This is a genomic window from Rhodobacter sp. Har01 (assembly GCF_020564565.1).
Taxonomy (GTDB): Bacteria; Pseudomonadota; Alphaproteobacteria; order Rhodobacterales; family Rhodobacteraceae; genus Pseudogemmobacter.
The window spans coordinates 158,134-177,103 of record NZ_JAJCTD010000005.1; the positions used below are offsets into that span (position 1 = coordinate 158,134).

Annotated in this window: 22 protein-coding genes; 14 read left to right on the forward strand and 8 right to left on the reverse strand. The window is 68.8% G+C overall.

Annotation, left to right across the window (positions count from 1 at the left end; translation table 11 throughout):
• Positions 1–55: 55 nt before the first annotated feature.
• Positions 56–1,402, forward strand: coding sequence for a glutamate--cysteine ligase (locus tag LHP98_RS13585; protein WP_227253085.1), 1,347 nt, complete (start codon positions 56–58; stop codon positions 1,400–1,402).
• On the opposite strand, the gene LHP98_RS13590 is transcribed toward LHP98_RS13585, so the two are convergent.
• From LHP98_RS13590 to LHP98_RS13615, 6 genes are all read right to left on the reverse strand, one after another.
• The gene (locus tag LHP98_RS13590) at positions 1,399–1,902 is read right to left on the reverse strand and encodes an NYN domain-containing protein (RefSeq protein WP_319638952.1); all 504 of its coding nucleotides are present in this window, start codon (positions 1,900–1,902) and stop codon (positions 1,399–1,401) included. The two genes, LHP98_RS13585 and LHP98_RS13590, sit on opposite strands and share 4 nt — an antisense overlap.
• A 29-nt stretch (positions 1,903–1,931) precedes the next feature.
• Positions 1,932–2,546, reverse strand: a complete 615-nt coding sequence (gene plsY, locus LHP98_RS13595; protein WP_227253086.1) for a glycerol-3-phosphate 1-O-acyltransferase PlsY — start codon at positions 2,544–2,546, stop codon at positions 1,932–1,934.
• Between the two features lie 3 nt (positions 2,547–2,549).
• Positions 2,550–3,833 carry a dihydroorotase gene (gene pyrC / locus LHP98_RS13600; protein WP_227253087.1) on the reverse strand — a complete coding sequence of 428 codons (1,284 nt, stop codon included), beginning with the start codon at positions 3,831–3,833 and terminating at the stop codon, positions 2,550–2,552.
• Positions 3,834–3,918: 85 nt separating this feature from the next.
• Positions 3,919–4,542, reverse strand: a complete 624-nt coding sequence (locus tag LHP98_RS13605; RefSeq protein WP_227253088.1) for a hypothetical protein — start codon at positions 4,540–4,542, stop codon at positions 3,919–3,921.
• A gap of 2 nt (positions 4,543–4,544) precedes the next feature.
• Complete coding sequence (locus tag LHP98_RS13610) at positions 4,545–4,988, reverse strand: hypothetical protein (RefSeq protein WP_227253089.1); 444 nt, start codon at positions 4,986–4,988, stop codon at positions 4,545–4,547.
• A gap of 119 nt (positions 4,989–5,107) precedes the next feature.
• Positions 5,108–6,070 carry an aspartate carbamoyltransferase catalytic subunit gene (locus LHP98_RS13615; RefSeq protein WP_227253090.1) on the reverse strand — a complete coding sequence of 321 codons (963 nt, stop codon included), beginning with the start codon at positions 6,068–6,070 and terminating at the stop codon, positions 5,108–5,110.
• A 105-nt stretch (positions 6,071–6,175) separates the two neighbouring features.
• On the opposite strand from LHP98_RS13615, the gene LHP98_RS13620 reads away from it, so the two are divergent.
• The 4 genes from LHP98_RS13620 to moaB are packed head-to-tail and all read left to right on the forward strand — an operon-like array spanning position 6,176 to position 8,708.
• Positions 6,176–6,976, forward strand: a complete 801-nt coding sequence (locus LHP98_RS13620; protein WP_227253091.1) for a uracil-DNA glycosylase — start codon at positions 6,176–6,178, stop codon at positions 6,974–6,976.
• Entirely contained in the window at positions 6,973–7,536 is a 564-nt protein-coding gene (locus LHP98_RS13625) for a hypothetical protein (RefSeq protein WP_227253092.1), read from the forward strand. The genes LHP98_RS13620 and LHP98_RS13625 overlap by 4 nt, the downstream gene beginning before the upstream one ends.
• 5 nt (positions 7,537–7,541) lie before the next feature.
• Positions 7,542–8,165, forward strand: a complete 624-nt coding sequence (locus LHP98_RS13630) for a LysE family translocator (protein WP_227253093.1) — start codon at positions 7,542–7,544, stop codon at positions 8,163–8,165.
• 3 nt (positions 8,166–8,168) lie between these two features.
• Positions 8,169–8,708, forward strand: coding sequence for a molybdenum cofactor biosynthesis protein B (gene moaB / locus LHP98_RS13635; protein WP_227253094.1), 540 nt, complete (start codon positions 8,169–8,171; stop codon positions 8,706–8,708).
• 68 nt (positions 8,709–8,776) lie between these two features.
• On the opposite strand, the gene LHP98_RS13640 is transcribed toward moaB, so the two are convergent.
• Positions 8,777–9,607, reverse strand: coding sequence for a protein-disulfide reductase DsbD domain-containing protein (locus LHP98_RS13640; protein WP_227253095.1), 831 nt, complete (start codon positions 9,605–9,607; stop codon positions 8,777–8,779).
• A gap of 163 nt (positions 9,608–9,770) precedes the next feature.
• Here LHP98_RS13640 and LHP98_RS13645 point away from each other — a divergent pair, with 163 nt between their 5' ends.
• The 7 genes from LHP98_RS13645 (at position 9,771) to LHP98_RS13675 (ending at position 16,041) form a co-directional block, all read left to right on the forward strand.
• Positions 9,771–10,325: a YqgE/AlgH family protein gene (locus LHP98_RS13645; RefSeq protein ID WP_227253096.1), complete on the forward strand. Its 555-nt coding sequence runs from the start codon at positions 9,771–9,773 to the stop codon at positions 10,323–10,325.
• A gap of 121 nt (positions 10,326–10,446) precedes the next feature.
• On the forward strand, positions 10,447–11,502 hold the full coding sequence (locus LHP98_RS13650) for a Hint domain-containing protein (RefSeq protein ID WP_319638953.1): 1,056 nt from the start codon (positions 10,447–10,449) through the stop codon (positions 11,500–11,502).
• A 175-nt stretch (positions 11,503–11,677) separates the two neighbouring features.
• Positions 11,678–12,298 carry a 30S ribosomal protein S4 gene (gene rpsD, locus LHP98_RS13655; protein ID WP_227253098.1) on the forward strand — a complete coding sequence of 207 codons (621 nt, stop codon included), beginning with the start codon at positions 11,678–11,680 and terminating at the stop codon, positions 12,296–12,298.
• A gap of 262 nt (positions 12,299–12,560) precedes the next feature.
• Positions 12,561–13,112 (forward strand): TIGR00645 family protein, encoded by a 552-nt coding sequence (locus LHP98_RS13660; RefSeq protein ID WP_227253099.1) that lies wholly within the window; start codon positions 12,561–12,563, stop codon positions 13,110–13,112.
• Positions 13,113–13,187: 75 nt separating this feature from the next.
• The gene (gene hisC, locus LHP98_RS13665; protein WP_227253100.1) at positions 13,188–14,273 is read left to right on the forward strand and encodes a histidinol-phosphate transaminase; all 1,086 of its coding nucleotides are present in this window, start codon (positions 13,188–13,190) and stop codon (positions 14,271–14,273) included.
• Positions 14,270–15,205: a prephenate/arogenate dehydrogenase family protein gene (locus LHP98_RS13670; protein ID WP_264473790.1), complete on the forward strand. Its 936-nt coding sequence runs from the start codon at positions 14,270–14,272 to the stop codon at positions 15,203–15,205. Before hisC ends, LHP98_RS13670 begins: the two co-directional genes overlap by 4 nt.
• On the forward strand, positions 15,202–16,041 hold the full coding sequence (locus LHP98_RS13675) for an extensin family protein (protein WP_227253101.1): 840 nt from the start codon (positions 15,202–15,204) through the stop codon (positions 16,039–16,041). Before LHP98_RS13670 ends, LHP98_RS13675 begins: the two co-directional genes overlap by 4 nt.
• A 3-nt stretch (positions 16,042–16,044) precedes the next feature.
• Here the strand turns inward: LHP98_RS13675 and LHP98_RS13680 are convergent, their stop codons facing one another.
• A complete protein-coding gene (locus LHP98_RS13680; RefSeq protein ID WP_227253102.1) occupies positions 16,045–17,067 on the reverse strand; it encodes a DUF2125 domain-containing protein in 1,023 nt (340 codons plus the stop codon).
• Between the two features lie 63 nt (positions 17,068–17,130).
• Here LHP98_RS13680 and LHP98_RS13685 point away from each other — a divergent pair, with 63 nt between their 5' ends.
• Both LHP98_RS13685 and LHP98_RS13690 read left to right on the forward strand, forming a co-directional pair.
• Positions 17,131–17,664 carry a gamma-glutamylcyclotransferase gene (locus LHP98_RS13685; protein ID WP_227253103.1) on the forward strand — a complete coding sequence of 178 codons (534 nt, stop codon included), beginning with the start codon at positions 17,131–17,133 and terminating at the stop codon, positions 17,662–17,664.
• Between the two features lie 115 nt (positions 17,665–17,779).
• Positions 17,780–18,970, forward strand: a complete 1,191-nt coding sequence (locus tag LHP98_RS13690) for a biopolymer transporter ExbB (RefSeq protein WP_227253104.1) — start codon at positions 17,780–17,782, stop codon at positions 18,968–18,970.

The window sequence follows — 18,970 nt, forward strand, 5'->3', positions numbered from 1 at the left end:
TGCGCTTCCCAAGCCACCCAAGTCTCGACCTCACCAGCAGCCGGAGCCAGCGCCCATGTCGATTCCCCAGTCGGGCGGTGGCCCGATCGAAAGCTTCGACCAGTTGGCCGGGTTCCTTGCGGCCGGCTGCAAGCCGAAGTCTGCCTGGCGCATCGGCACCGAGCACGAGAAGTTCGGCTGGCTGACCGACACGCTTGCCCCCTTGCCCTATGCCGGGGACCGCTCGATCTCTGCCGTCTTCGCGGGCCTGATCGACCGTTTCGGATGGGTGCCGCTGCGGGAGGCAGAGAATGTCATCGGACTTTCGCGCAATGGCGCGAACATCAGCCTGGAACCGGGTGGTCAGTTCGAACTGTCCGGCGCGCCGCTGAGCGATCTCCACGAGGTCAAGGCAGAGCTGGACAACCACCTTGCCGAAGTCGAGGCCGTGGCCGGCCCGCTGGGCATCCGGTTCATGTCGCTTGGCGCCGCGCCGGACTGGACGCATGACCAGATGCCGGTGATGCCCAAGGGCCGTTACCGGCTGATGACCGACTACATGGATCGGGTTGGCACCCACGGCACGCAGATGATGTACCGGACCTCGACGGTGCAGGTGAACCTGGACTTTGCCTCCGAGGCCGACATGGTGCTCAAGCTGCGGGTGGCGCTGGCGCTGCAGCCGGTGGCCACGGCGCTGTTTGCCAATTCTCCGTTCTTCGAGGGCCGGCCGAACGGTCACCGCAGCTGGCGCAGCCGCATCTGGCGCGACCTCGACGCCAGCCGGACCGGCATGCTGCCCTTCGTCTTCGAAGACGGCATGGGGTTCCAGCGCTACGTCGACTGGGTGCTGGATGTGCCGATGTACTTCGTCTTCCGCGACGGCCGCTACATCAATGCTCTGGGCCAGTCGTTTCGGGACTTTCTCAAGGGCGAACTGCCTGCCCTGCCGGGCGAGAGGCCGACACTGTCGGACTGGGCCGACCACCTGACCACCGTCTTCCCCGAAGCGCGGGCAAAGCGCTACATCGAGATGCGCGGGGCGGACGCCGGCGACCTGCCGCACCTGGTGGCCCTGCCGGCGTTCTGGACCGGGCTGATGTATGACCAGGGCGCGCTGGATGCCGCCTGGGATCTGGTCAAGGGCCTGGACGCCGAAACCCGCGAAGGCCTGCGTGTGGCCGCGTCCGTGTCGGCGCTGAAGGCCGAAGCGGGCGACGTGAAGCTGGTCGATCTGGCGCGCTCGGCGGTGGCCTTGTCGCACGCCGGTCTCGCGGCGCGGGGCCTGGGCGAGGAACGCCACCTCGCGCCCCTGGTCGAAAGCCTCAGGTCCGGCAATGCGCAGGCCGACCGCTGGTTGGCCGCCTATGATGGCGTCTGGGGCGGTTCGCTGGCGCCAATCTATGCCGCGTCAAGCCTTTAGGGGTTCGGAAAGTCCAGCACGACCTTGCCGTCGCGCCAGTCGCCGCGGATCAGCCGGCCCTGGGTTGCAAGCTCGGGATAGTCGGCAATCCGGTCGCGGAAGCGGTCGTTGCTGATCACGATGGCGCCGGTGTCGCGCGCGAAATCCAGCAGGAACGGGTCGGCCTGCTGCCCCTTGGGAACGACCAGCACGTCTTTGGCGGGAAGGTCAAGGAAGTAGGCCAGCTGGGCGTCGCCCTGATAGCGGTTGGCCAGCTTGTAGCCCGCATTGGCATCGAAGATGACTCCGGGCTGGTAGCCCGCTCTGCGCAGGGTCTCGACGACGGCGGCGACGGGCGCCAGATCGGGGCGATTGTCGTGCCAGTGCATGACGTTCGATCCATCGATCACCGCAAAGGGCCGCTGTTCTGCGGCAGTCCGCGGCCGTGCCCGTGGCCCTGTCCGCCACCGCAAGACAAGGAAGACGGCAAGCAACACCAGCGCGAAAAGCGCAAGGACCACTCCGTCTGACGAATCCCGGAGCAACCGCCTCAGCCCTTCTTCTGGCTGATCTTCGGTTCGGTCCCGGCCTTGATCCGCCCCAGGTTCGCGGCGTGGCGGACATAAATCAGCACCGTCAGGATCAGCACCAGGACAAGCATTCTGCCGTGATCGAAGGTCCAAAGCCAAAGCGGCGTGACGGCAGCGGCAATCAGCGCGGCGGCCGAGGACATCCGGGTGAGCAGCGCGCCGGCCAGCCAGGTCGCGCAGGCGGCCAGGCCCACCGGCCAGACCAGTGCGATGAGCGTTCCCAGGTAGGTGGCCACGCCCTTGCCGCCGCGAAAGCCCAGCCAGACAGGATAGAGGTGTCCGATGAACGAGGCCAGGGCTGCGACCTGCGCGGCATCCTCGGTGCCGACGACCCAGCGCGCCACAAGAACGGCCACCGCCCCCTTGGCGCCGTCCAGAACCAGCGTCGCCGCGGCCGCGGCCTTGTTGCCGGTCCGCAGCACGTTGGTGGCCCCGATGTTGCCCGAGCCGATCTTGCGCAGATCCCCCAGGCCCATCACCCTGGTGATCAGCACGCCGAAGGGCACTGCGCCCAGAAGATAGGCCAGCAGCGCCGTCAGGCCCAGCGTGTCCCAGGCGGAAACCAGTTCCGGCATCGCTTACTCCTCGGCCTGGAAGACTTGGGCCCCGCCGACCCAGGTGCCCAGAACGCGGCCCTCCATGCGCGCCCCGTCGAAGGGGGTGTTCTTCGACTTCGACCGCAGGCGGAAGCGGTCCATCAGGAACGGCGCGTCGGGGTCGAACAGCACCAGGTCGGCCGGCGCCCCGGGCGACAGGCAGCCCTGCGGCAGGCCCAGCCGCCGCGCCGGGTTCCGCGCCATGGCGCGGAACAGTTGCGGCAGGCTCAGGTGGCCGCCGTGGTGCAGCCGCATCGCGGCGGGCAGAAAGGTCTCCAAGGCCACCGCGCCGGCCGCCGCCTCTTCGAACGGCAGCCGCTTCGATTCCTCATCGGCGGGGGTGTGGAAGCTGGCGATCACATCGATCAGCCCTTCGGCCAGCGCCGCGATCACCGCCTGGCGGTCGTCTTCCGACCGCAAGGGCGGCGTCAGCTTGAAGAAGGTGCGGTAATCGCCGACGTCGAACTCGTTCAGCGTCAGGTGGTGGATCGAGGTGCCCGCGGTCACGTCCAGCCCGGCCTCGCGCGCGCGGCGCAGGGCGGGCAGGGCGCGCGCGGTGGTGATCTGGTCGGCGTGGTAGCGCGCGCCGGTCATCTCGACCAGCGCCAGGTCGCGCTCCAGCCCCATCCGTTCCGCCATCGGCGACACCGCCGGCAACCCGCGAAGCGAGGCGAACTTGCCGCTGGTGGTGGCCGCACCGGCCGACAGGCCGGGGTCCTGCGGGTGGCCGACGATCAGCGCACCCAGGGACCGGGCATAGGTCATGGCCCGGCTCAGCGTCTTGCTGTCGGCACACACCGCGAAGACATCGGTGAAGGCCACCGCGCCCACATCCAGCAGGAAACCGATCTCGGTCATCTCGTGGCCATCGCGGCCCTTGGTCAGCGCGGCCATGTGGCGGATGCGCACCGGGCTGGCCCCGGCGGCGCGGCGGGTGACGAATTCCAGCGTTTCCGGTGTGTCGATCGCCGGCAGGGTGTCGGGCCGCGCGATGATCGTGGTCACGCCCCCCGCCGCCGCCGCCGCCCCGGCCGAGCCAAAGCTCTCGCGGTGCCGCTCGCCCGGCTCGCCGATCTTCACGCCCCAGTCGACGATCCCCGGCGCCAGGCACTTGCCGCCGCAGTCGATGACGGTGGCGCCCTTCGGAGGTTTCGCCCCGCTCCAGGGGCCGGCGATGCTGCCGTCGTCGGCAACCACCAGATTGCCGCGGGTTTCGGTCAGCGTTTCGGGGTCGATCAGGCGTGCGTCGGTGAAAAGGATGGTCATGGCGCCCTTTGCCTGCCCGCAGGGTTGCGCGGTTCATAGCGCGACAGGTGTGCGACTGTCCACCGCCCGGCGTCCGGGGCACGGCTCATGTCATGCCCGCCTGTGCCCGCAGCGCCGCCAGCATCCTGGCATAAACCCCGCGCGCATCCGTGATCGCCTCGAACCCGATCCGGCTGCGGCCCACCGTCACCGAGGAATAGCGCCGCGCCGCCCCGGTGCCGCGCCAGCCGCGGCGGGCCTCACCCTCGGCCACGGCAAACCAGATGCTGCCCGGGTCGCCGTCCTCCAGCGTGGGGCGAAAGCTCGCATCCAGCGGATAGCGGTCCAGCTTGCGCGCCCCGGCGCCTCGGGTGGCGATATAGGCGGCGCGGTCGGACAGGGTGTAGAACGTGGTGCGCCGGCGCAGCGCATCGCGCAGCGGCCGGCCGATGGACAGGTTCAGCCCGATCAGCAGGAACGGCAGCCCGAACAGCGGAAAGGCCCAGGCCATCGGCCCCGGCGCGTTCCCCGACATCGCGGCCGCATTGGCCATCCAGAACACCGCGAACCCCGCGAAGACCAGACCGAACGGCGCCCGCCGGTCCAGGAAATCCACCAGCCGCAGGCCGGGCGCCGGCTGGCCCTGCCACAGGATGGCTTCGCCCGGCTCAAGAATGCCCTCCCAGCCGGCGGGCACCTCGGCGGGCGGTGGCGGGGGCTCGTCCTGCATCGTCATCGCCGGGCCTGCGCGATGCGGTTGGCCACCGCGTCGGGGTCGGCCAGATACTTGATCAGGTGCTTGTCGCCGGCCCGCGTGACCACCTGCACCGCCCCCAGAATCGGCCGCACCGCCGCGATGGAAGACACCGGCACCAGCCGCCCGCCCGGCCCGATCAGCCGCGTCGGGGTCAGCAGCCAGCGGTCGCCCAACGCCTCGGACGCAAGGTAAGCCGCCCGCCCGCCGATGGCGAGGATGGCCCCCAGTGGCCCGGCCACCGGATAGGGATTGCCCTGCCACAACAGCAGCAGCCCCGCCACCACCCCCAGCACCGCGGCCATGATCAGGTGCTGGCGCCAGTAGGTCATCCGGTCGCCGCGGAATTCCGCCAGCACCGCCTCGCCCTCGTCCGGCTCGGCCGGCCGGCGCAGCACGTCGTCAGGTTCGATCCGTGCCATCCGTTATCCCATCGCCACGAAGATCGCGGTGAACACCGCAATGAAGACCAGCACGGCCAGCGCCACCATGCCGCCCGTCCGCATCTCGGATCTTGTCGGCTTGCGGTCCGGGTCGGGCGTCACACCAGCGTCTCCGCGATCTTGCGGCCGCGTTCGCGGCGCAGGTTCCGGGCCAGGAGGTCCATGCAGGCCATGCGCACGGCGACGCCCATTTCCACCTGATCCTGAATGACGCTGCGGTTGATGTCGTCGGCCAGATCGCCGTCGATCTCGACCCCGCGGTTCATCGGGCCGGGGTGCATGACGATGGCATCGGGGGCGGCATGGCTCAGCTTTTCGGCGTCCAGCCCGAAGCGGTGATAGTATTCCCGCATCGAGGGCACAAAGCCGCCGTCCATCCGCTCCTTCTGCAGCCGCAGCATCATCACCACATCGGCGCCCTTCAGGCCCTCGCGCATGTCGTCATAGACCTCGGCGCCCAGGTCGGCGACGCCGGCGGGCATCAGCGTCGGCGGGCCGATCAGCCGCAGGCGGTTTTCCATCTTGCCCAAGAGGATCAGGTTGGACCGCGCCACCCGGGAATGCGCGATGTCGCCGCAGATGGCGATGGTCAGGCGCTGGATGCGGCCCTTGGCGCGGCGGATGGTCAGCGCATCCAGCAGCGCCTGGGTGGGGTGCTCATGCCGCCCGTCGCCGGCGTTCAGCACCGCGCAATCCACCTTCTGCGCCAGCAGGTTCACCGCGCCGGACGAGGGGTGCCGCACCACCAAGAGGTCGGGGTGCATGGCGTTCAGCGTCAGCGCGGTGTCGATCAGGGTCTCGCCCTTCTTCACGCTCGACTGCGCGACCGACATGTTCATCACGTCCGCGCCCAGCCGCTTGCCGGCAATCTCGAAGCTCGACTGCGTCCGGGTCGAGGCTTCGAAGAACATGTTGATCTGCGTCATCCCCGCCAACGCGTCCGACTGCTTGACCGTGCGGCGGTTCAGTTCGACATAGCGCTCGGCCAGGTCCAGGACGGTGGTGATCTCCAGGGGCTGAAGCGGCTCGATGCCAAGAAGATGGCGGGCGCGGAAGGCCATGGTGTTCTCCTGCCGGGATCTCCGCGCTTATAGGAAAGCGGTCGGGTCGGGGCAACGGCGGATTGCGTCTGGCCCGAAGGTCGACGACCGCTTACCGTCGCAGCCATGGGAATCGCCGCCGAAAGTGCCGGAGACATTGCTGCGGACTGGGAGGCCGCGCTGGCCGCGCTGTCCTGGCAGCTGGATGCGGGCGTGGACGAGGTGTTGGGCGATGCGCCGGTGGACCGCTACGCCCTTGCGCCCGCGTCGACGCGCGCCGCTGCGGCGCCGGCGCTTGTTCGGCCGGCCGGTGCGGAGGTGCCCGAAGGCGATGCCGTTGCGGCCGCCAGGGCCGCCGCCAGCTCGGCCCGCACGCTGGATGAGTTGCGCGAGGCCCTGGCGGCCTTCCGGCACTGCGAGTTGAAGCAGGGTGCCCGCACCACCGTCTTTGCCGACGGCAACCCCAAGGCGCGCGTGCTGATCCTGGGCGAGGCGCCTGGCCGCGAGGAAGACCTTGAAGGCCTGCCCTTCGTCGGCCGCGCCGGGCAATTGCTGGACCGGATGTTTGCCGCCATTGGCCTGTCGCGCCGCAGTCCGGATGCCGAAGCAGCGCTCTACATCACCAACGTCATGCCTTGGCGCCCGCCAGGTAACCGCGATCCGGAACCATTGGAAATCAACATGATGCGTCCCTTTGTGGAACGCCACATCGCACTGATCGACCCGCAGGTGGTCGTGGTCATGGGCAACACGCCGCTGCTCGCGCTGACCGGCAACCGCGGAATCCTCAAGGCCCGTGGAACCTGGACACAGGCGCTGGGCCGCCCGATGCTGCCGATGACGCACCCGGCCTACCTCTTGCGCAACCCCGCCGCCAAGCGCGAGGCCTGGGCGGACTTGCTGGCGCTGAAGGCGCATCTGGCATGAGCCGGCTCAGCGCGGCCCTCTTGCTGTCGGCTCTGCCGTCCCTTTCCGGGGCAGAGCCGCTTGTCGATTTGGCCCTGCTGTTCGACCAGCACGCGAACAGGGTGGTGGTGACCACGAACGGCGGCCTGACCTACCGCAACCTCGATCTGGGCGACGGGGTCCACACCCGTTGCAAGGGCGAAACCGGCCATGACGCCTGCGTCAGCATCGACATCAACGGGCGCGGCGAGACGACCGACTGCATCCTGAGTTCGGTCGCCTACACGCTGCTGCTGGCGCGGAAGTGCGAGGTGGGCGGCGCGGCCCGCCGTTTCGTGGTCGAAAGCGTTTTCGACGATGTCGGCGAACACGTGGCCCGCAACGCCGTGCCGCCGCGGGACTGGGCTGACTTGCGGCCCCGTGTTCTGGAGAGGGTCGCGGCCAGCCTGCCGGCGGACTGCAGCCAGATGGACGACTCCAGCCGCGATTTCCTTGAATACAGGATGCGGCTGGACAGACTGAAGACGGCACTCCTGGCAGTGGAAAAGCCACGGCTGCCTGTCGGGCAATGCCTGGACTGAATCCCATGATCGTCGACCCTCTGACCCTTGCTGCCTTCATCCCCGCCGGGTTGGCGCTGAACCTGACGCCGGGGGCGGACATGATGTTCGTGCTGGCGCAGGGGCTGCGGGGCGGGCCGCGCGCGGGGATGGCGGCGAACTTCGGGATCGCGGCCGGCTGCGTGGTGCATGTGGCCATCGCGGCGCTTGGGCTGGCGGCCTTGCTCAAGGCCCACCCGGCCGCCTTCGAGGCGATCCGCTGGGGCGGCGTGGGTTACCTTCTGTGGCTGGCCTGGAACAACCTTCGTGCCGGTCCAGTCCGGCCCGGGACGGCCGCGGCCATGCCGCTGCCGCGCATCTTCCGTGACGCCCTGGTGGTAAACCTCTTGAACCCCAAGGTGGCGCTGTTCATCCTGGCCTTCCTGCCGCAGTTCGTGGACCCTGCGGGCCCGGTGCTGGCGCAGTTCGTGGTGCTGGGGCTGGTGTTCAATCTGGGCGGCCTTCTGGTCAACGGCGCGGTCGCGCTGACGGCGGCGGGGCTTGGCGCCCGGCTGGCGCGGTCGGATGGCCTGTCGCGCGGGTTGGGCCGCGTTTCCGGCGCGATCTTGGCGGCTCTGGCCCTGCGGCTGGCAGTGATGGAGCGGGGGTAGGGCATGAAGATCGACGAGACGAGGCAGTTCATTCCGGTGCGCATCGCGGTGCTGACCATCAGCGACACCCGCAGTCGGGCCGAAGACCGCTCGGGCGACACGCTGGTCGAGAGGCTGACCGGGGCCGGGCACCTGCTGGCGGCGCGCGACATCGTGACCGACGACCGTGACAAGATCGTCAGCCGCCTGCGGCAATGGATTGCGGCGCCGGAGATCGAGGTGATCCTGACCACCGGCGGCACCGGCCTGACCGGCCGCGACGTCAGCGTCGAGGCGCACCGCGAGGTCTATGAGAAGGAGATCGAGGCCTTTGCGACCATCTTCACCGTGGTCTCGATGGGCAAGATCGGCACATCGGCGATGCAAAGCCGGGCGACCGGCGGGATTGCCGGCGGCACCTACCTCTTCGCCCTGCCCGGCAGCCCCGGCGCCTGCCGCGACGCTTGGGATGAGATCCTGGTCTGGCAGCTGGACAACCGCCACCGGCCCTGCAACCTGGTCGAAATGATCCCGCGGCTGGAAGAGCACAAGCACAGGTCCTGAGCCGGACCTGCATTCGCGGTGGCGCAGCGGCGTGCCTTCGGGCCGGCCCGCAACTTGCTTCGCAGGGATCAGGGGGCAGCCGGGCAGCCGGCGATCTCGACCGCGCCGTCGTCGCGGATGACCGTCACGGTGATGCCAGAGCGGTCCAGCGCGAAGGGGCCGCCGGACGGCGGCACCAGGTCGGTCACCGCGACCAGCCGGTCGCCCTGCCGTTGCGACACCGCTTCGGCCACCCAGACCGCGGGGTCGGCGGTCTCGAAGGCAACCGTTTCCGACCGGCCGGCCCAGGGCAGTTCCAGCGTCGCCGTCAGGCGCAGCCCGTCGGCAATCGGCTCGACCGTGCAGCCGATGGCCACAAGTCCCGCCTCGGCCGGGGTATCGGGCCGTGCAGCCAGGGCTGCGCGGATGTCGGAATCCGGCGTGCCGGGCGGGGTGATCGCCGCTTCGAGGGTCAGCGCCGCCGGCATGCAGATGTCACGGCAGACCCCCAGGTCGATCCGCGCCGACAGGACCATGGGCTTCGATGGATCGCGCGCCACGATCTCGGCCGGCAGCACCAGCTGGTCATGGTAACCGATGGTCTGCATGCCGTTGGTGCGGAACACCGAGGGCGCGGGCCAGTGCAGCCGCACCGATTTGACGTTGATCGAGTCCGACCAGTCGAACTGCGGCGGGATGCCGGCATCGCCGGGACTGCGCCAGTAGGTCTTCCATCCGGGTGCCAGGTCCAGCTTCAGCGCCGCCATCTGGGCCCCGCTCTGCAACTGCCAGCCGGGCAGCAGTTCGGCCTGCACCACGTCATCCTGTGTGGTGACCTCGGCGGCGGCGGCAGTGGCGGCCAGGGCCGCCAGAGCGGCGGTCCGGACCAGGCGAAGGGCGGCGGGGCGGCAAATTCTCATGCCGCGAGAATAGGCTTTGCGCGACCGGGCGGAAATCACATCCCTGAGACGGCCGGTGTGATGTGTTCGCCGTGCCGCAGGTGCGGTGGGACTTGTGACGTCGGCCCGGTGCGCCCACATTGCCGACAGGCCGCTTGCGGCAGGGCATATCGGACCGAATCGGATGGAATTGGCGGGAAAGATCCTGATCGCGATGCCCGGCATGGGCGATCCGCGCTTTGCCCGCAGCGTGATCATGCTGTGCGCCCATTCCGGGGACGGGGCCATGGGGCTGGTGGTCAACCGGCCCTCGGACGAGTTGACCTTTGCCGGCCTGCTGCAGCACCTGGGTATCGCCTGCGCGCCCGACCTGCGCGACATCCGCGTCCACCTGGGCGGGCCGGTCGAACGCGGCCGCGGTTTCGTGCTGCATTCGGCCGACTGGGGCACCGGGGCGGGGTCGATGCCGGTTCCCGGCGGCTATCGGATGACCGCGACGCTGGATGTGCTTGAGGCGCTGGCCGGCGGCAGCGGGCCGGATCGGGCGATCTTTGCCTTGGGCTATTCCGGCTGGGGGCCGGGGCAGCTGGAGGGCGAACTGCGCCGCAACGACTGGTTGGTGGCCGATCCGGGCGACGAGGTCCTGTTCGCCGCGCCTGACGACGAGAAATGGCTGCGCGCGTTGCGCAGCCTGGGGATCGACCCGCTGACGCTTTCGGCGGCCGCCGGGCGGGCCTGAGACCGGCGGCAACGAAAGCCGCACCGCAGGCGCAAGAAATTGCTGGCGCTGCGGCGCAACGATTGCTACGATTCGCGCAATAAAAACAAACGAGCAGGCAGTGCAGGCAATGGGAACGGGCTTGAGAGCCACGTTCGTCATCTCCTGGTCGCAGACGGAAGTGGACGGTCTTCGGGCCGGGTCTCCCGACGGGCTGACGGTCGGCGCCATCTGGCGCTGGACGGGCCAGGCGGTGCGAATCGACGCGCCGGGGGACGTTCTGCTTCTGGAAGCGCCAGACGGCGGGACGGACTTGCGGCGCCGCGCGGCGCGCATGGTGGAACGGCTGATCGGTCTGGCGATTGACGGCCCACAGGCGGCGTTGCCGCGCGCGGAGCCGGACGAGATGCCGGACCAGAGCTTCGTCGTGACCGACGGGGTGAAATCGCACATCGTGACGCTGGTGACGGTCAGGGACAGCGCGTCCTGGCTGCTGATGTTCCTGGGCGAGGTGCCACCCGAGGGGCGCGACCTCTGGATCGTGCGGACGCAGATCGACCGTTCGGGCGGGGCGGCGGGCAGCCGCACTTCGGGCGGGGTGATCTGCTTTGCGCCGGACACGCTGATCCTGACGCCCGACGGCGCGCGCCCGGTGCAGGCGCTGCGACCGGGTGACCGGGTGCAGACCAAGGACGACGGGCCGCAGGAGATTCTGTGGACCGGCAGCCGCCGGATGACCGGTGCGCGGCTCTATGCCATGCCGCACCTGCGGCCGATCCGGTTCCGGTCAGGGGTGTTCGGCCTTGGCAGGCCCGAGGGCGACCTCTTGGTGTCTCCGCAGCACCGGATGGTGGTGCAGGGGCCGGCGGCGCGGATGCTGTTCAACGCCGACGAGGTGCTGGTCGCGGCCGAGGACCTGGTCGACGGCAAGGGCGTGGCGGTGGACATGACCGCGCGCGAGGTGACCTATCATCACCTGCTGCTGGAGCGGCACCAGATCGTCTTTGCCAACGGGCTTGAGACCGAGAGTTTTCACCCTTCGGCGACCGAACTGGACACCGTTTCGGCGCCCGACCGGGCGCGTCTGCTGGCGATCCTTCCCGGGATCGAGGTCGACCCGCAGACCTATGGCGATTTCGCCCGGCGCAGCCTGTCCGGCCCCGAGGCGGCGATCCTGCGGCACGCGCGGGCGGCCTGAAAGCCGTGCGGCGACGGCTGTTGACTCTGCCGGAACGGGCAGTATAAGCCGCGCTGTCCCGGGCGAAGGTCCGGGGCTTTTCATTGGTGTTGGCGGCCCCCGCAAGGGACAGCCTGTCGCCGGGGAGACCCGGAGAGGACAACGCCCTTCGCAACCGAGTTGAAGGAGATCAGGGGTGACCAAACGCACCGCTGCCAAACACAAGATCGACCGCCGCATGGGCGAGAACATCTGGGGCCGTCCGAAATCGCCGCTGAACAAGCGCGAATACGGCCCGGGCCAGCACGGCCAGCGCCGCAAGGGCAAGATGTCCGACTTCGGCACCCAGCTGCGCGCCAAGCAGAAGCTGAAGGGCTATTACGGCGACCTGACCGAAAAGCAGTTCAAGCGCATCTACGCCGAGGCCGCCCGGGTGACCGGCGACACCGGTGAGAACCTGGTGGGTCTGCTTGAGCGCCGCCTGGACGCGGTGGTCTACCGCGCCAAGTTCGTGGCGACCATCTTCGCCGCGCGCCAGTTCGTGAACCATGGCCACGTCACGGTGAACGGCCAGGCCGTCAACATCGCCTCGTACCGGGTCAAGGAAGGCGACGTGGTGGAAGTGCGCCAGAAGTCCAAGCAGATGGCGACCATCATGGAAGCTCAGGCGCTGACCGAGCGTGACGTGCCGGATTACCTGGAAGTCGACAGCCACAAGCTGACCGCCAAGTTCGTCCGCACCCCGGCCCTGGGCGACGTGCCCTATCCGGTGCAGATGGAACCGAACCTGGTCGTCGAATACTACGCCAAGAACTGATCTTCGTCCGGCATCGCCGGGCCTCGGGGCCGCTTCCGTCCGGAGGCGGCCTCTTTCCTTTGCGGTGGTGATCTGGCGGAGCGGCGCCGGGGCGCCGCAAGCCTGCGCGTTCGGGGGGCGCTGCCCCCGTCTTCGCGGCCAGGGCCGCGAATCCTCCCCCGGGGGTATTTGGTCCAAGATGAAGCGGTAAGGGCGCCCGGGCTTTCCTTTGCCGGTGGAGGCGCTATTCAGTCACTCCAAGACAGCAGCGGAGGTTCAGAAGATGGGCGGGGCAAACCGGGCGGAGCAGAGGTTCGAGCGGCTGCTGTTCGCCAGCCGCTGGCTGATGGCGCCGATGTATCTGGGGCTGGTCGCGGCGCTGGCGATGCTGATGGTGATCTTCGGGCGAGATCTGCTGTATTACCTGCCCAAGGTCATGGACATGAAGTCCGAAGAGGTGATCCTGGTCGCGCTGACCCTGATCGACCTGACCCTCGCGGCGAACCTGGTGCTGATCGTGATGTTCTCGGGCTACGAGAATTCGGTCTCGAAGTTCGACATCGACGTCGGCGATGACCGGCCCGGCTGGATGGGCAAGGTCGATTTCGGCGGGCTGAAGATGAAGCTGATCGCCTCGATCGTGGCGATCTCGGGGATTCACCTCCTGAAGCGGTTCATGGAGATTTCCGACATCGACACCGCCCGCGAATTCGGCGCGACCGAGCTTTACTGGCTGGTGGTGATCCATCTGACCTTTGTCGTCTCGGGGGTGCTGATGGCCTTGATGGACTGGCTGCAGGCGATGGCCTATGGCAGCAAGGCCGGGCACAAGTAGCCCAGCGCCGCCACGAAGCCTCTGGCCTTGCGGCGGCGGCATTGGTATTGGCCGGGCAATCCCTGGAGGAGCTTCATGTCCGACGCCATCCGACCGCAGCCCGGCATCCTAGACATCGCCCCCTATGTCGCCGGCAAGGCCACCGCGACGGGTGCGCAGAATGCGGTAAAGCTGTCGTCCAACGAAAACCCCTTCGGCCCCTCGGACCGCGCGAAAGAAGCCTATCTGCGTGCGGTGCACGAATTGCACCGCTACCCTTCGACCGATCACGCCGCGCTGCGCACGGCGATCGCCGAGGTGCATCGGCTGGATGCATCGCGCGTGATCTGCGGTGTCGGGTCGGACGAAATCCTTCAGTTGCTGGCCCAGGCCTATGCCGGCCCGCGCGACGAGGTGGTGTTCACCGAGCACGGTTTCCTGATGTATCGCATTCTTGCCCATGCCGTCGGCGCGACTCCGATCGAGGTGAAGGAGCGCGAGAGGGTGACGGATGTCGATGCGATCCTGGCCGCGACGGGGCCGCGGACGCGGCTGGTCTTCATCGCCAATCCGAACAACCCGACCGGCACGATGATCTCTCCCGCCGAAGTGGAGCGGCTGGCCGAGAAGCTGCCGAAGCAGGCAATCCTGGTGCTGGACGGGGCCTATGCCGAGTATGTGGAAGGCTTCGACGCCGGGCTGGCGCTGATCGAAGTGCGCGAGAACGTGGTGATGACCCGGACGTTTTCCAAGATCTACGGCCTGGGCGGGCTGAGGATCGGCTGGGGCTACGGGCCGAAGGAGATCATCGACGTCCTGAACCGCATCCGCCAGCCGTTCAACCTGTCGCCGGGCCAGATGGATGCCGCCGAGGCCGCCGTGCGCGACCAGGACCATGTGGCGAAGTGCCGGGTCGAGAACGCGCGAATGCGCGGCTGGCTGGCCAATGCACTGGCCGAGCATGGCGTGCCCTCGGACGTGTCTTCGGCCAACTTCATCCTGGCCCGGTTCGCATCCGTCGAAGAGGCCGAGGCCTGCGACGCCTTCCTGCAGCAGCGCGGCCTGATCGTGCGCAGGGTGGACGGCTACAACCTGCCGCACTGCCTGCGCATCACCGTGGGGGATGAGTCGTCGTGCCGGCGCGTCGCCCATGCCGTGGCCCAGTTCAAGGGGGCGCGATGATCGTGGTCTTCGACCGTGTGGCGCTGATCGGGCTGGGGCTGATCGCCGGCTCGATGGCGCATGCCATGCGGGCGCAGGGGCTGGCTCGCGAGATCGTGGGAACGGCGAAATCGGCCGAGACGCGGGCGATTGCGCGCGAGTTGTTCTGCGACCGGGTGACCGAGACGGCTGCCGAGGCGGTGCAGGGCGCCGATCTGGTGGTGCTGGCGGTGCCGGTCGGGGCGATGGGCGCCATCGCCGCCGAGATCGCGCCGCATCTGAAGCCCGGCGCGGTGGTGACCGACGTCGGCAGCGTCAAGGGCGCGGTGGTCGACGCGGTGGGGCCGCACATCCCGGCGGGCGTGCATTTCATTCCCGGCCACCCGATGGCGGGCACGGAATATTCCGGCCCGCGGTCGGGCTTTGCGACGCTGTTCCAGAACCGCTGGTGGCTGCTGACCCCGCCCGCGGGAACCGACCCCGCCGCGCTGGCGCGGCTGCGGGCGCTTCTGGAAGCCATGGGCGCCAAGGTCGACACCATGGACGTGGCGCACCATGACCTGGTCGTGGCCGTGGTCAGCCATGCGCCGCACCTGATTGCCTATACGATGGTGGGCGTTGCCGACCACATGCGCCGCGTCTCGCAAGCCGAGATCATCCAGTATTCCGCTGCCGGTTTTCGCGATTTCACCCGCATCGCGGCCAGCGATCCGGTGATGTGGCGCGACGTGTTCCTGACCAACAAGGATGCGGTGCTGGACATCCTGGGCCGGTTCACCGAGGAACTGTTCGTCCTGCAGCGCGCCATCCGGATGGGCGACGGCGACCATCTGCACGCCTATTTCACCCGCACCCGCGCGATCCGCCGAGGCATCATCGAGGCCGGGCAGGACACTGCCGCGCCGGATTTCGGCCGTGGGGTCGATCCGGCCAAGGCGGCGGCGGGCGAATGAAGGCGGCGCTGGTCGCGCTGCTTGTCCTGGGCGGTTCGGCCGCGGCAGAAGGGGTGGACCGCTCGCCCAGACCGGTGCCGAACCCGGCTTACCTTCTGGCGGCCCCGGCGCTGGTGCCCGATGCAGCGACGGTTTCCCCGGCGCCGGTCGCCGAGGTGATCTCGTCCCTACGGCCGCAACCGCGGCCCGGCGGGTTGGAGAAGAAGACCGCCGCAGTCCCTGACGGCAAGGACGAGGGGCTGGACCTGCTGGGCCTTCGCCCCGAGGAGCCGGCGGCCGAACCCGAGACGAAGCCGAAGAAGAAGCGCAAGAAAGACAAGGCGGCGGCGTCGAAAAAGGGCTCGGTCTGCGGGGTGGCCGCGATCAAGGGCGAGAAGATCGCGACGATCAAGTCCAAGGTCAAAGGTTGCGGGTTGAAGGACGGCGTGCGGGTGACCAGCGTGGCGGGCGTGCGCCTCAGCCAGGCGGCGACCATCGACTGCGCCACCGCCAAGGCGCTGGCGGTCTGGGTCGACCAGGTGGTGCAGCCTGCCTATGGCGGGTCGGTGGTCGAGTTGAAGGTGGCGGCGCATTACATCTGCCGCACCCGCAACAACGTGAAGGGCGCCAAGGTCAGCGAGCATGGCCGCGGCAAGGCCATCGACATCGCCGGCTTCGTGCTGGACAGCGGCAAGACGGTCAGCGTGGCGGGCGGCTTCAACAAGACCATGCGGCGGGTCTACAAGGGCGCCTGCGGCATCTTCGGCACCACGTTGGGGCCGGGCTCGGACGGCTACCACGAAGACCACATGCATTTCGATACCGCAGGGTATCGCAGCGGGCCTTACTGCCGCTGAACCTCAGGGTGTGCGCATCTGCGGCGCCGGACCCAGCGGGAAGGGGCCCAGGGACATCCGGCCGTCCTTCATCTCCAGAGGCAGGGCCAGCACTGCCGGGTCGGGCGACTGTGCCGCCAGCGCCTTGAGCATGTTGCCGATGGTGGTGCCCACCCCGGGCTGGATCGCGCCGCCGGCCACCAGCAGCGGCGGCAACCGGTCCCAGTTGGTCAGTTCAAGGCTGATCCGGCCGGAAGCGAAGCCCTGGGCATCGGCCTCGACCGCGCCCTTTGCGGCAAGGGCCAGCTTGCCCCAGGCGAAATTGACGATCTCGATCTCGATCCGGTCCAGTTGCGGCAACGTCTCGGCGGCATGGCGGTCAAGCGCGGCGCTGTACTGCAGGTAAAGCGTACCATAGGCGGACTCGACCGTTTCGGGGAAATCCGGCGCCGGCAGGTCGGGAAGGACAACCGCATTCACCGCTGCCCGGATGGTCGGATCGGGGGTCAGCGGCGCCAGGTCGAAGTCCAGCCGATAGCCGCCCGGCGGGCGTGACGGGTCAAGCTTCAGGTCCACCGCGAATTCGCCCAAGGCAAGGGTCCAGCCGGCATCCGAGGTGGCATCCAGACGGACACCCGACACTGTAATCTCGGCCAAGGGCAGGTCGGTCGAGGCGGCGGCGCCCAGCGTGGCGGTCAGCGCCTCGCCGGTGACCGCCACGGTCTGGCCGGGCAGGGTGACGGTCTGCTGCGCCGGCAGGTCGGCCGTCAGATGCCAGGGCCGCCAGCTTTGCGCGAAGATGTGCAGGTCGGGCGCCTGCCAGGCCGCGCCGCTGGCCGGATCGGCCAGCCGCAGCCCGGTGACCCCCAGGTCCCAGCGGCCGGGAAAGCCGGTTACGGCAAGCGCGGTCTTTTCGGCCGTCATTCCCTGCGCCGCCTGGCTTTCGAACCAGGCCTCGGCGCCCTTTTCGATGGCCACCTTGCCGCCAAACCACAGCCCGCCGAACAGCACCGCCAGAATCCCGCCCAGCCAGCCCAGCAAGCGCATCGCTTTCCCCTTTTCCTGCCGCCGTCCGCGGTGTCTACAAAGGCTTGCACAAGAGGGCCAGCCTTGCACGACGCGCTTTGGATCTTCGGCTACGGTTCGCTGATCTGGAACCCGGAATTTCCGGTGGCCGAGCGGCGGTTGGCGCGCGCCACCGGCTGGCACCGCAGCTTCTGCATGCACTCGATCCACTTTCGCGGCACGCCGCAGGCGCCGGGGCTGGTGCTGGCGCTGGACCGCGCGCCGGATGCCGTGTGCCATGGAGTAGCGCTGCGGGCCGAGCCGGGCAGCGAAGCGGCCACGCTGGCAGCGCTGCGGAAGCGCGAACTGATTTCATCGGCCTATCTTGAGGGTTGGCTGGATCTGGACACCGCCGAAGGCCCGCTCCGCGCGCTGGCCTATGTGATCGACCGCGACCACGCGCAGTATTGCGGCGGGCTCAGCCTTGAGGATCAGGCCGCGATCATCGCCCAGGCCAGCGGCGGCCGCGGGCCGAACCGCGACTATCTTTGGGCCACCAGCACGCATCTGGCCGACCTGGGGCTGGCCGATCCGGACCTGGAATGGCTGGCGGCCCGGGTGCGGGTGTTGAGCGACTGACCGCCCGGGCGGATCGAAGCGCAAGCCGTTGCCCTGCAGCCGAATTGAATTGGCAGCCCCAAGGAACCTGCTACTCTGCGCCCCAAAGCAGTCAACAGGGCAGCCCGTTCCGGCCATGCGCGCAGTAGAGGCAACGCCGGCCACCACGTTCAGCCAGCCGATCCGTGCCATTACCACCATGCTGTTGGTCTGCGTGATGGTCGGCCTGGGAGCCTGGGCGATTCACGGCCAGATCATCGGAATCCTGCGCACCAATCCGGTGCTGAACGGCGTCATCGCCTTCGCCTTCTTTCTGGGCGTGGTCACCTGCTTCTGGCAGGTCTGGATCCTGGCCCAGTCAGTCAGCTGGATCGAGAACTTCGTGCGCGGTGCCGCCGGCGCCTCTGAGGCGACCGCCCCGCGTCTGCTGGCACCGCTGGCCGCCCTTCTGAAGGCGCGCAGCGGCGGGCGGTCGATGACCATCTCGGCCAGTTCGGGCCGCTCGATCCTTGATTCGGTCGCGCAGCGGGTGGACGAGGCCCGCGACATCACCCGCTATCTGATCAACCTTCTGGTTTTCCTGGGTCTTCTTGGCACCTTCTGGGGCCTGGCGACCACCGTCCCGGCGGTGGTGGACACCATCCGCAGCCTGGCTCCGCAGGAAGGCGACAGCGGGCTGGATGTCTTCGGCAAGCTGATGACCGGGCTGGAAAGCCAGCTTGGCGGCATGGGCACGGCGTTTTCGTCATCGCTTCTGGGCCTTGCGGGCTCGCTGGTGATCGGGCTGCTGGAACTCTTCGCCGGCCACGGCCAGAGCCGGTTCTACCGCGAGCTTGAGGAATGGCTGTCCTCGATCACCCGGATCGGCCTGACCGACGGCGAGGGCGGCAATGCCGACCAGTCGATGCTGGTGCAGGTGCTGGACCAGATGGCCGGCCAGATGGAAAGCCTGCAGACGCTGTATGCTCAAGCCGACGTTGCCCGCAGCGTGCTGGACGACCGGGTGAACGATCTGGCGCAGGCGGTGGACCGGCTGGCCAAGCGGCTGGAGAGTGACGGCGGCAGCACGGCACTGCTCAAGCGCATCGCCGAGGGGCAGGACAAGCTGGCCGACGCGCTGACGCGGCGGCTGGTGGCTGCGCCCGAAGGTGGCGAGGACCCCGAAAGCCGGATGCGCCTGCGCTCGATCGACGTGCAGCTCTTGCGCATCCTGGAAGAGATCAGCGCCGGGCGCGAAGAGGCGCTGGCCGACCTGCGCGCCGACCTGGCCGCTCTGACCACCGCGATCCGCCAGGGCGCTCGCGTCCCTGCCGTGCCGCGGGGCTGA